The 12,023-nt window shown below is 68.7% G+C and carries 11 protein-coding genes; 5 read left to right on the top strand and 6 right to left on the bottom strand.

Going from position 1 to position 12,023, the window contains the following annotated elements:
* Positions 1-43: 43 nt before the first annotated feature.
* The 3 genes from ACLBW1_RS15250 to ACLBW1_RS15240 all read left to right on the top strand — a co-directional run bounded on the left by ACLBW1_RS15250 (position 44) and on the right by ACLBW1_RS15240 (position 4,108).
* A complete protein-coding gene (locus ACLBW1_RS15250; protein ID WP_447812650.1) occupies positions 44-946 on the top strand; it encodes an alpha/beta hydrolase in 903 nt (300 codons plus the stop codon).
* A gap of 65 nt (positions 947-1,011) precedes the next feature.
* Complete coding sequence (ligD, locus tag ACLBW1_RS15245) at positions 1,012-2,013, top strand: non-homologous end-joining DNA ligase (protein WP_447812649.1); 1,002 nt, start codon at positions 1,012-1,014, stop codon at positions 2,011-2,013.
* Positions 2,014-2,032: 19 nt separating this feature from the next.
* Positions 2,033-4,108 carry a M13 family metallopeptidase gene (locus ACLBW1_RS15240; protein WP_447812984.1) on the top strand — a complete coding sequence of 692 codons (2,076 nt, stop codon included), beginning with the start codon at positions 2,033-2,035 and terminating at the stop codon, positions 4,106-4,108.
* A gap of 13 nt (positions 4,109-4,121) precedes the next feature.
* On the opposite strand, the gene ACLBW1_RS15235 is transcribed toward ACLBW1_RS15240, so the two are convergent.
* The 6 genes from ACLBW1_RS15235 to ctaD form a co-directional block, all read right to left on the bottom strand.
* Positions 4,122-4,949 carry an NUDIX hydrolase gene (locus ACLBW1_RS15235; RefSeq protein WP_447812648.1) on the bottom strand — a complete coding sequence of 276 codons (828 nt, stop codon included), beginning with the start codon at positions 4,947-4,949 and terminating at the stop codon, positions 4,122-4,124.
* Positions 4,946-5,821, bottom strand: coding sequence for an ABC transporter ATP-binding protein (locus ACLBW1_RS15230; RefSeq protein WP_447812647.1), 876 nt, complete (start codon positions 5,819-5,821; stop codon positions 4,946-4,948). The genes ACLBW1_RS15235 and ACLBW1_RS15230 overlap by 4 nt, the downstream gene beginning before the upstream one ends.
* A 74-nt stretch (positions 5,822-5,895) precedes the next feature.
* Positions 5,896-6,354 (bottom strand): cupin domain-containing protein, encoded by a 459-nt coding sequence (locus ACLBW1_RS15225; protein WP_447812646.1) that lies wholly within the window; start codon positions 6,352-6,354, stop codon positions 5,896-5,898.
* Between the two features lie 13 nt (positions 6,355-6,367).
* Positions 6,368-7,138, bottom strand: a complete 771-nt coding sequence (locus tag ACLBW1_RS15220; RefSeq protein ID WP_447812645.1) for an aminoacyl-tRNA hydrolase — start codon at positions 7,136-7,138, stop codon at positions 6,368-6,370.
* Positions 7,139-7,157: 19 nt separating this feature from the next.
* The gene (gene serB, locus ACLBW1_RS15215) at positions 7,158-8,381 is read right to left on the bottom strand and encodes a phosphoserine phosphatase SerB (protein WP_447812644.1); all 1,224 of its coding nucleotides are present in this window, start codon (positions 8,379-8,381) and stop codon (positions 7,158-7,160) included.
* 43 nt (positions 8,382-8,424) lie between these two features.
* On the bottom strand, positions 8,425-10,191 hold the full coding sequence (ctaD, locus tag ACLBW1_RS15210; protein WP_447812643.1) for an aa3-type cytochrome oxidase subunit I: 1,767 nt from the start codon (positions 10,189-10,191) through the stop codon (positions 8,425-8,427).
* Positions 10,192-10,409: 218 nt separating this feature from the next.
* Here ctaD and ACLBW1_RS15205 point away from each other — a divergent pair, with 218 nt between their 5' ends.
* Positions 10,410-11,390: an ABC transporter substrate-binding protein gene (locus ACLBW1_RS15205; RefSeq protein ID WP_447812642.1), complete on the top strand. Its 981-nt coding sequence runs from the start codon at positions 10,410-10,412 to the stop codon at positions 11,388-11,390.
* Positions 11,391-11,490: 100 nt separating this feature from the next.
* Entirely contained in the window at positions 11,491-11,982 is a 492-nt protein-coding gene (locus tag ACLBW1_RS15200) for a beta-class carbonic anhydrase (RefSeq protein WP_447812641.1), read from the top strand.
* Positions 11,983-12,023: the final 41 nt, after the last annotated feature.

Raw genomic sequence — 12,023 nt, 5'->3', positions numbered from 1 at the left:
CGAACCCGACCCGAGACGGCGCCCCAGCAGCGATGATGGCCCGATGTCGAACCCCTCGCAGACCACCTCCACGCACCCCGATCTGCCCCGGTGGACGCGCGTGTTGCCCGCCAACCCGATCGGGCCGACGTCGAGCCGCCTCATCCGTGCCGCGACAGGGCTCGTCAAGCTCATCCCGGACCGCCACGTGGAGACCGTTGCGGTGTCGGAGACCGCATCGGTGCGACTGTTCGGCGCGCGCACCCCGGGGACGACCACCCCTGCCCTGGTGTGGATGCACGGCGGTGGCTACGTGATCGGCACGGCGCGTCAGGACGACACGATCTGCCGCACGTACGCCGAGCGCCTCGGGGCGCTGGTGGCGTCGGTGGAGTACCGGCTGGCGCCCGACAACCCTTACCCCGCGGGTCTCGAGGACTGTTACGCCGCGCTCACGTGGCTGGCCGGGCAACCGACCGTGGATCCCACACGCATCGTCATCGCCGGGGCGAGTGCCGGCGGCGGTCTCGCGGCCGCACTGACGAATCTGGCCCACGACCGGGGTGAGGTCGCCCCGGCGTTCCAACTCCTCGTCTACCCGATGCTCGACGACCGCACCGTCGACTGCCCGCCCGAACACGCGAGCTCGCATCACCTGTGGAGCGCGCGCAGCAACGTCTTCGGTTGGTCGGCCTACCTCGGCGACGCCGACCGAGCCGCGGCGGTACCGGCCCGTCGCCCCGACCTCATCGGCCTGCCGCCCACGTGGATCGGCGTCGGCACCCACGACCTGTTCCACGACGAGGACCTCGCCTACGCCCGCCGCCTCGCCGATGCGGGGGTCCCGGTGGAGACCGAGGTCGTCCCCGGTGCGTTCCACGCCTTCGACGTCGTCGGGGCCCGCACCGCGGTCGCGCGCGCGTTCGTCGATTCCCAGATCGCGGCCGTGCGTCGGGTACTGGGGTAGTTCGGGACGGTCACGATCTCGCGCGTCGCCCCTCGGCGCTCGTCGCGGTCGCCTAGGGTCGATCCATGGCAGCCGAATCCGCCGGCTCTCCCGTCGAGCTCACCGTGGGTGACCGCACGGTGCGTGTCTCGAGCCCCGACCGCGTCTACTTCCCCACCCGCGGCGAGACCAAGCTGGATCTCGTCATGTATTACCTGTCGGTGGGTGACGGGATCGTCCGCTCCCTTCGTGACCGTCCATGCATGCTGCACCGCTACCCGAAGGGCGTCGCGGGGCCGAAGGTGCACCAGAAGCGCATCCCGGCCGGCGCTCCCGACTGGCTCGAGACGGTCGAGATCTACTTCCCGCGCTTCGGCCGGACCGCCGACGAGGTGTGCGTCACCGAACTCGCGAGCGTCGCCTGGGCCGTGCAGATGTCGACCGTGGAGTTCCATCCCTGGAACTCACGCCGGTTCGACACCGAGAAGCCCGACGAATGGCGGATCGATCTCGACCCCATGCCCGACTGCGACTTCGACAGAGTCCGTCGCACCGCGCATGTCGCCCACGAGGTCCTCGACGAACTCGGCATCCGGGGGTTCCCCAAGACCTCGGGCGGGTCGGGACTGCACATCTACGTCCGGATCGAACCGCAGTGGTCGTTCACCGACGTCCGCCGCGCCGCCCTCGCTTTCGCCCGAGAGGTGGAGCGCCGCAACCCCACCGACATCACCACCACCTGGTGGCGCAAGGACCGCGACCCGACCGCGGTGTTCGTCGACTACAACCAGAACACCCGCGACCACACCATCGCCGCCGCCTACTCGGTGCGGGGGAACCCCGACGCGACGGTCTCGACGCCCATCGAGTGGTCGGAGGTCGACGATGTCGACCCGCGGGACTTCACCATCGCCACCGTGCCGGAGAGGTTCGGACGTCTCGGTGACCTGCATGCCGAGATCGACGACGTCGCCCATCGCCTCGACACGCTCCTCGAGTGGGCCGACCGCGACGGCGTCACGGCCGATTCGCCGTCGTCCGGCGACCCCGATGCAGAACCGGATCCATCCGACAGCACGTCCAAGTGAACGGAGAACACCACCCGTGATGCACCCCCGCGCCGACCGATCGCCCACACCCCTGCACGACCCGTTGCTGTTGGGACGCAGGGCTTTCCTCGCCTCCGTGGGCGGCGTGGTGGCCGCGGGCTTCCTGGCCGCGTGCGGTGACGACCCCGCGCCACGTCCGAAGATCACCCCGGACCTGTCCGGCGCCGACAACGCCGTGCGCGTCCAGAACGATCTTTATCGCCATGTCAACGGCAGCTGGCTGAAGACCTACCAGATCCCCGCCGACAAAGCGGGTTTCGCGACGTTCACCGAACTCGACGACACCGCGCGGGAACAGCTGCGCGCCATCATCGAGAAGATCCCCGCCTCGGCCACCGGCGAGGACGCGAAGGTGCGTGACCTCTACGCCAGCTACATGGACACCGCGACCATCACCGCGGCCGGGGTGAGGCCTGTACGGCCACTGCTCGATGCGGTCTCCGCGGCGCAGACCAAGACGCAACTGACACAGGGACTCGCTTCCCTGTCGACCGCCGGCGGGTCCGGGATCATCGACTTCTACGTTGCGCCCGACCAGGAGAACGCCACCCGCTACGTCGCCAACATCGTCCAGTCCGGCATCGGACTACCCGACGAGTCGTACTACCGCGAGGACAGCTACGCCCAGACCCGCACGCAGTATGTCGAGTTCCTCACCACCCTCGCCCGCGAGGCCGGGCTGTCCGATCCCGGTGGCGTCGCCACCCGCGCCATGTCCGTCGAGACCGCGGTCGCGAAGGGACATCTCACGACCGTCGAGAGCCGCGACGCGAAGGCGACCTACAACCCGAAGACGTGGGCGCAGTTCACCGCCGAGGCGCCCGGGATGGACTGGGAAGCGTGGCGTTCGGGACTCGGTGCCACCGAGCAGCAGTTCTCGCGCGTCGTGCTGACGGGGAACAAGGTCAGTGCGACGGTCGGCACGGTGTGGCGCGACACCCCCATCGACACCCTGCGCGACTACATCCGCATGATCGTGCTGCGCAGCTACGCCCGCTACCTGTCGCCGGCGTTCGCCGACGCGTCGTTCGACTTCTTCAGCAAGACACTCAACGGCGTCGAGCAGCAACCCGAGCGCTGGAAGCGCGGCGTGACCGTGGTCGACAGCCTCCTCGGCGAGGCATTGGGCAAGAAGTATGTGAAGCAACACTTCTCGTCGACCGCGAAATCCGACGCCAAGGAGCTGGTCGGCAACCTGCTCGAGGCCTACAAGCGCAGTTTCGAGAAGATCGACTGGTTCAGCGACGCGACCCGCAAGGAGGCGCTGACCAAGCTGGGCAAGATCAACGTCAAGATCGGCTACCCCGACAAGTGGCGCGACTACTCCGACGTCACCATCAGCCGCACCGACATCATCGCCAACTACCGCGAGGGCTACGCCTTCGAATCGAAGCGTCAGGTGGCCAAGCTCGGGACCACGGTCAACAAGGACGACTGGCAGATGACGCCGCAGACCGTCAACGCCTACTACGACCCGACGTTCAACGAGATCGTGTTCCCCGCGGCGATCCTGCAGTCCCCGTTCTTCAGTCCCGACGCCGAGATCGCGGTCAACTACGGCGGCATCGGCGCGGTCATCGGACACGAGATCGGACACGGTTTCGACGACCAGGGCTCGCAGTACGACGGCGACGGCAACCTGCGTGACTGGTGGACCGCCGCCGATCGCGCGGCGTTCACCAAGAAGTCCGATGCCCTGATCGCCCAGTACAACGTGCTGGTGCCCCAGGGACTGAAACCCGATCAGCATGTCGACGGCGCCCTGACCGTCGGTGAGAACCTCGCCGATCTCGGCGGGTTGTCGATCGCGTTGTCGGCGGCGTCGATCGCCGCGGAGAAGGGCGGTGAGAAGAACTTCGACCGCACCGACGTGTTCCTGTCGTGGGCACGTATCTGGCGGAGCAAGGACCGGCCCGCGGCATTGGCCGAACAGCTCGCCACCGACCCGCACTCACCCGGGGAGTTCCGCTGCAACCAGGTGGTGCGCAACCTCCCCGATTTCTACTCCACGTTCGGCGTGAACCCGAACGACGCGCTGTATCTGCCCGAGGCGCAGCGGGTTCGGATCTGGTGAGCCGCACGCGGCGTCACAGGTCGCCGTAGCGGTCCGACCCGTCGAACTCGATACGAACCGCGGTACCGTCGGAGATGAGGGTCGGCGTGATGGTCTCGATCGTGCGGGGTGCGGCCATGAGATCGTCGACGGTGTCGAAACCCGCGAGGTGGTCGAGTTGGGCCCACGTGGGCGGCAGCAGGAATGCCTCGCGGGCACGCCATCTCGCCATGACGGCATCGATGCGGTGCCATCCGGCCGAGGCCGCCTCGGTGGTGTGGTCGTCGGCCACCTGGCCCTGCGGCAGCGCGGCGAGGAAGAATCGGGTGTCGTAGCGGCGCCGCTCCCCCAGCGGGGTGATCCAGTGCGCCAGGGGGGCGAGGAGATCGGCCCGGAGCACGAGGCCGTTGTCCCGCAGGAAACCCGCCAGCGAGATCGACTTGTCGACCAGGTCGGCGCGGGCCGGATCGTGGGCGGAGGTGTCCGACAGCACGTCGTGCGCGCCCGACCCGGCGAGCAGCACACCGCACTCCTCGAACGTCTCGCGTACCGCGGCACACACGAGCGACTGCGCCAACGGCTCGGTGTCGTCGGAGCCGAATTGCTGTGCCCACCAGTAGGGTCGGGGCCCGGTCCACGCGATGTCGGCCTCGGCGTCGCGCGGGTCGACCCCACCACCTGGGAACACCGTCATCCCGCCGGCGAACGCCATCTGCGCCACGCGCTGGATCAGGAACACCTCGATGCCGGGTCCGTGGCTGTCGTCGGCCGGCGCATCGCGGACGAGGACCACGGTCGCGGCGTCGCGCACCGGGACCGACTCGGGGTCGTCGACGGGTCGGAAGTCGCCGGTGCCGCTCATTCGCGTGCCCGCCGATGACCTCCGGCGCGCCGGGCGCGGCGCGCGAACCATCGGCCGTCGATGCGGTCGAGGGCGATGGTCTGGCTGAAGGCGGCGGTGAGGTTCTCCGCCGTCAGCACGTCGTCGAGCAGTCCCTGCGCCACCACCGAGCCCTGCGACAGCAGCATCGCGTGGGTGAACCCCTCGGGGATCTCCTCCACGTGGTGGGTGATCAGGACGGTCGCGGGCGCGTCGGGATCGGCGGCGAGGACACCGAGGCGGGCGACGAGTTCCTCGCGTCCACCGAGGTCGAGTCCCGCGGCCGGCTCGTCGAGGAGCAACAACTCCGGATCGGTCATCAGGGCCCGGGCGATGAGCACCCGTTTGCGCTCCCCCTCCGACAGCGTGCCGAAGCGTCGGTCGGCGAGGTGCTCGGCGCCCATCGACTCCAGGGTCTCCACGGCCTGCGAGCGGTCGACGTCCTCGTAGTCCTCACGCCACCGGCCGAGGACCGAGTAGCCGGCCGAGATCACCAGATCGGTGACGACCTCGGCGTCGGGGATGCGTTCGGCCAGCATCGACGACGTCACACCGATCCGGGTCGAAAGGTCGCGGATGTCGGTGCGGCCGAGGCGTTCGCCGAGCAGGTTCGCGGTGCCCGAGGTCGGGTGGGTCTCGGCGGCCGCCATCCGCATCAGCGACGTCTTCCCGGCGCCGTTGGGGCCCAGGACGACCCATCGTTCGTCGAGTTCCACCTGCCAGGTGATGGGTCCGACCAGCGTCGTCCCGCCACGGACGAGCGTGACGTCGGTGAAGTCGACGAGCAGATCGGGATCGGGCCTGTCGGGATCGGGCCTATCGGGATCGGGCACGGACACATCGGGGTCTGACACGTTCCCATCGTGCCGCACCGCGGCGCGTGTGTCGGGTTCCGACTCGGATCGGCGACGGTTTCGCCCAGGAAGCGTCAGGCGAGGGCGAAGTCGGCGAAATCGAATCCGGGCACCACGATGCAGCTCACCAGCGAGGCCTCGTCGTCGGTGGACCGCGCCCGCTGCCAGACGCCCGGGGGGACCACGGACTGCGGGGTCTGCCCGCCGATGATGTCGGGGCCGAGGACGATGGCCGTCGCATCCCCCGGCGCGTCACCCGCACCACCGAGCACCAGTTCGACCGGCGCCCCCCGATGATGCAGCCAGATCTCAGCGCCGCGCACCGTGTGCCAGGCAGACTCCACGCCCGCGGGCAGCAGGAACAGGATCGCGGTGCCGGCCGCGCGGTCACCGACATATCCCCCGGGACCGGTGGCCGCGGCCAGGACCGATTCGGGCACCACGAGGTCGCTGCGCCACGTCTCGTGGAACCAGCCGCCCTCGGGGTGGGGCTGCAGATCGAGGTGTTGGGCCCAGTCGGGGAGTTCGCTCATGCCCCGAACCCTCTCATCCCGCTGGGGTCAGGGCGCGATCGCGGCGCGCGGCGACGACCGTGACCGATCCGGGCTCGACCTCGGTGAACCCGGCGTCGCGGACCGCGATGGTGTCGCGGCCGTCGGCGTGCAGGACACGAGACCAGTCGGCAGGCGGGGCGACGGCGACCGTGAGCGGGCATCCCGCGCGCCACCACAGCTCGCATTCCTCCACCAGGTACAGCGCGGCGGCGAGCATCGCACCGTGGCCCACCTGCGCGGCGAGCTTGCCGACGGTCATGTCGAGGTGCGGGTTGACCCAGAGCACGAGGTCCTCGGCGTCGGTGGTGCCCGACACGAGATCGCCGTCGACATCGGTGCCACCGATCTGCAACCGCGCGATGCGGCGGTCGAGATCGCCGACGGGCCCCGGCACGATCGCACGGGCCTGCGCGGTACCGGCGGTGACGGTCAACCCGTCGACCTCCTGCGCCGCGACCCAGTGCGCGCCGCGCGCTCGACGGGCGATCTTGCGGATCCTCGCCCCACACCAGGAGGCGACGGGATCGTGCCACGGACCGGGACCGATGTCGCCGTCGGCATCCCACGCCGGGTCGACGCGTTCGTCGAGGCAGAGCAGCACGCTCGCCCGGGCGGCCGCGATGAGCAGGTCGCGGCGAGGCGGCGGATCACCCTTCTCGATGCGCAGCACGATCGGCATCGCGAGTACCCGGCTCGGATCGGCGGGGTCGGGTGCGCCACCATGCCGTCGGGACACCAGGCGGTACCGGTCGGCGAAGCTCATCGGGGCGAGGGGTCCGGTTTCAGGCGAGCGGGACGCGGCGGAGCATGCCGTCGAGGGCGTCGGCGGCCTCGATCTCGTCGCGGGTGACACCGAGGATGAACAGGACGGCGTCGAGGAACGGGTGCGACAGTGCGGCGTCGGCGACCTCCTGCAGCGCGGGTTTGGCGTTGAAGGCGATGCCGAGGCCGGCGACGGTCAGCATGTCGATGTCGTTGGCCCCGTCGCCGACGGCGACGGTCTGCTCCATCGGGACACCGACCTGATCGGCGAACGCACGCAACGCGATGGCCTTGCCCGGTCGGTCGATGATCTCGCCGACCACCCGGCCGGTGAGCTTGCCGCCGACGATCTCGAGGGTGTTCGCACGCACGAAGTCGAGTTCGAGATCGTGGGCCAGCGGGTCTATCACCTGACGGAACCCACCCGAGACCACACCGCAGTGGTAGCCGAGGCGATGCAGCGTGCGGATGGTGGTCCGTGCGCCCGGGGTGAGTTCCAGCGATGCCGCCACCTCGTCGATCACCGCGGCGTCGAGCCCGGCGAGGGCGGCCACCCGCTGGTGCAGGGACTCGGCGAAGTCGAGTTCACCGCGCATGGCCGCCTCGGTGACCGCGGCGACCTCGGCCTCACGACCGGCCTTCGCGGCGAGCATCTCGATGACCTCGCCCTGGATGAGGGTCGAGTCGACATCGAACACGATGAGGCGTTTGGCGCGCCGCGCCAGTCCGGCGCGTTCCACGGCGACGTCGATGCCGTGGCGCGTGGCGATCTTGGCCAGTCCCTTGCGCAGGGCTGCATCGGCGGCGACGTCGTCGCGGCTGACACTGATGAGCAGTTCCAGGCCGGTCAGCGGGTAGTCGGCGATGCCGCGGATCGAGTCGATGTTCCCGCCCTGGGCGGCGAGATCGGTGGCCACGGCGCTGAACGCCTTGGCGGTCACCGGGTTGCCCAGCATCACCACCGCGTGCGACGACACCGTCCGGACGCCCGGATCAGCACCGACATCGACGCTGACATCCATGTCGATCGAGCTCATCGCCTGTTCGACGGTGTCCTGCAGGCTCTCCGGATCGCCGGAGCACAGCACCAACACCCCCAGGGTGAGCCGACCGCGGATGACGACCTGCTCGACGTCGAGGAGGTCGACGCCGTGGCGGGACAGCGCTCCGAGCAGCACCGAGGTCACGCCCCGGCGGTCCGGACCGGTCACGGTGATGAGCACGGCCGTACCCGGCGACGTCATCGAAGTGTCTCCATCGGCACCCGACGCGAGGTCGGGTGACATGTCAGGTCGGGTCGGAATCCGCGGACGACTCGTGCGAGCCCACGGTGACCGGATCGCGCTTGGCCTCTTCCATGTGCTTGCTCACCTGGCCGACGTGCGCCTCGGCGTGCATCCGCTCGATCATGTGCGGGTAGTGCAGCTCGAACGCCGGACGCTCCGAACGGATCCGGGGCAGCTCGGTGAAGTTGTGGCGCGGCGGCGGGCAGCTGGTGGCCCACTCGAGCGAGTTGCCGAAGCCCCACGGGTCGTCGACGGTCACGACCTCGCCGTAGCGGTAGCTGCGGAACACGTTCCACAGGAACGGCAGTGTCGACAGACCGAGGATGAAGGCACCGACCGTGGACACGACGTTGAGCGTCGTGAACCCGTCCGACGGCAGGTAGTCGGCGTAGCGACGCGGCATACCCTCGTTGCCCAGCCAGTGCTGCACCAGGAAGGTCGCGTGGAAGCCGATGAAGGTGAGCCAGAAGTGGATCTTGCCCAGCTTCTCGTCCATCATGCGGCCGGTCATCTTCGGGAACCAGAAGTAGATGCCCGCGTAGGTGGCGAACACGATGGTGCCGAAGAGGACGTAGTGGAAGTGCGCCACCACGAAGTAGCTGTCGGACAGGTGGAAGTCCAGCGGCGGGCTGGCGAGCAGCACACCGGTGAGTCCACCGAAGAGGAAGGTCACGAGGAAGCCGACCGAGAAGAGCATCGGTGTCTCGAACGTGAGATGCCCCTTCCACATCGTGCCTATCCAGTTGAAGAACTTGACGCCCGTCGGCACCGCGATCACGAACGTCATGAAGGCGAAGAACGGCAGCAACACCGCACCGGTGGCGTACATGTGGTGTGCCCACACGGCGACCGACAGGGCCGCGATGGCGAGCGTCGCGTAGATCAGCGTGGAGTAGCCGAAGATCGGCTTGCGCGAGAACACCGGGAAGATCTCCGACACGATGCCGAAGAACGGCAGCGCGATGATGTAGACCTCCGGGTGACCGAAGAACCAGAACAGGTGCTGCCACAGGATCACGCCACCGTTGGCGGGGTCGTAGAGGTGGGCGCCGAACTGTCGGTCGACCTCCAGGCCCATCAGCGCGGCGGTGAGCAGCGGGAACGCGAGCAGGATCAGGACGCTGGTCACCAGGATGTTCCAGGTGAAGATCGGCATGCGGAACATCGTCATGCCGGGTGCACGGAGGCAGACCACGGTGGTGACCATGTTGACCGCACCGAGGATGGTGCCGAGACCGCCGACGGCGAGGCCCATGATCCACAGGTCCGCACCGGCACCCGGGGAGTGGATGGCGTCGGTCAGCGGGGTGTAGGCGGTCCACCCGAAGTCGGCGGCACCACCGGGGGTGATGAAGCCGGCCAGCACGATGAGACCACCGAAGAGGAACAGCCAGTAGCTGAAGGCGTTCAGACGGGGGAACGCGACATCGGGCGCACCGATCTGCAGCGGCAGCACCACGTTCGCGAAGCCGATGACGATGGGGGTCGCGTACAGCAGCAGCATGATCGTGCCGTGCATGGTGAAGAGCTGGTTGTACTGCTCGGTGGAGAGGAACTGCATGCCCGGGTGGGCCAGCTCGCCACGGATCAGCAGGGCCATGAGGCCACCGATCAGGAAGAACGCGAAACACGTGACGAGGTACATGATGCCGAGCACCTTGTGGTCGGTCGTCGTGATCATCTTGTAGATGAACGACCCCTTGGCACCCGTGCGGTCGGGGTAGGCCCTAACCGGAGCCACGTGGGTGGGCTGGTCTACGGCGGTCACAGATCCTCCTGCCTGCGCGCGGCCCGAGAGCCCGCGACAACAAAGTGCACTGGATTGATCGTAAACCCTCAGACCCCTCTGAGCCGAGCGGGTCCTACGTTCTGTCGTACTACGACGGTGACCCGCGTGGCGAAGCGACGGAGCGATCCGGACACGGTGCTAGCGTGAGCGGCGACATGGGGGTGGTCGACCCTCGGGCCCGGAGCGGAAGACTGCAGGTGAACGGTACTTTGAAGCGTCGATCGACGATCGTGTCGGCACTTGCGCTCGCGACCGCGGCAGCCCTGACGGTCACGGCGTGCGGCGACACCGGTACCCCGCCCGGCGAGGGCAATGTCACCACCACGACCACCAAGATCGCCAACGCGTTCCTCGTCGCCCCCGAACGCAACTTCGACAACGCCTGCGGTGCGCCGTCGACACCCGACGCCGGACAGGCCGATGTCGCCCGCATCGCGGTGACCGATCCGGCCCTCCTCGACGCCGTCTGCGCCCTCGGGATCGCATCGAAGGTGGTGGCCGTCGCCGCCGAGCGCGGTTCCATCGCGCGGAATCTCGGCCCCACGGTGTTGTCGCTGCCGACCATCGGCACGAATCCGACCCCTGCCGCGGCGCGCGCCGCAGATGCCGACGTCGTCCTCGGGTACGACGCCGCGCGCGCGACCGAGTTCGGCGGTCGGGCGGTCACCATCGACCGCAACCTGGGCTGGCGCGAACAGTTCGCCGCCGTGGCCGACGGCCTGGGCCGCGGTGAGACCGGACAGCGACGCCTCGACACCTTCGCCCAACAGGCCCGACGCGCCGGACTCCGTGTCGACGCCTCGCACTCGCAGGTCGGACTGGTCCGCTTCGGCGAGAACGACGAGACCATCGAGGGCACCGGGTCGTTCGCCGGCACCATCCTCTCGGCGATGGGTGTCCAACGGCCCGCGACGCAACGCGGCGCGGGTGCCATCACGGTGAACGACGACAACTTCACCGACGCCGACGCCGACCTCATCTACGTGAGCTTCCGGTCGAAGGCCGCGCAGGAACACGGCACGTCGGTGCTGCGCAGCGACCGGTGGCTCGACATGGGCGCTCCCGGCTACAACCGTGTCCTCGTGGTCGACGACGACATCTGGTTCGGCACCGGCGGGCTCGCCGCGGCCGCGGTCGTGCTGGGCGATGTGACCCGCTCGCTGAACTCCTCGAGCTGAACGCAGACCGCACTTCGCGCGCGTGACGCGCTGGAACACCCTTTGACCCCGGGTGGGCCCAAGGGTGTCGCAGAACACATGCACACATCAGCATGAGCTCATGACCGTCACCGATGACCTGCTGAACAACAACGCCGACTACGCCGCCGGCTTCTCCGGCCCCCTCCCCCTCCCGCCGAGCAAGGGTGTCGCCGTCGTCGCCTGCATGGATGCCCGGCTCGACATCTACCGCATCCTCGGCCTGAACGAGGGCGAGGCCCACGTGATCCGCAACGCCGGCGGCGTGGTCACCGAGGACGAGATCCGTTCGCTCGCCATCAGCCAGCGACTACTGGGCACGAGCGAGATCATCCTCATCCACCACACCGACTGCGGAATGGTGACGTTCACCGACGACAGCTTCAAGCAGTCGATCCTCGAGGACACGGGCCTGCGACCGGCATGGTCGGCCGAGGCGTTCCCCGACGCCGACGAGGACGTCCGCCAGTCGATCGCCCGCATCAAGGCCAACCCGTTCATCCCGAAGAAGGACTCGGTACGCGGGTTCGTCTTCGACGTCGCCACGGGCAAGCTGAACGAGGTCACCGCGTAGTCGCATCTCGCGTCACAGACGCTCCACTTCCGCTGAGGCGC

The sequence above is a fragment of the Williamsia sp. M5A3_1d genome, from assembly GCF_053345315.1.
The sequence above is the reverse complement of the archived record's forward strand: the minus strand, read 5'-3'. Positions and strand labels throughout refer to the sequence as shown.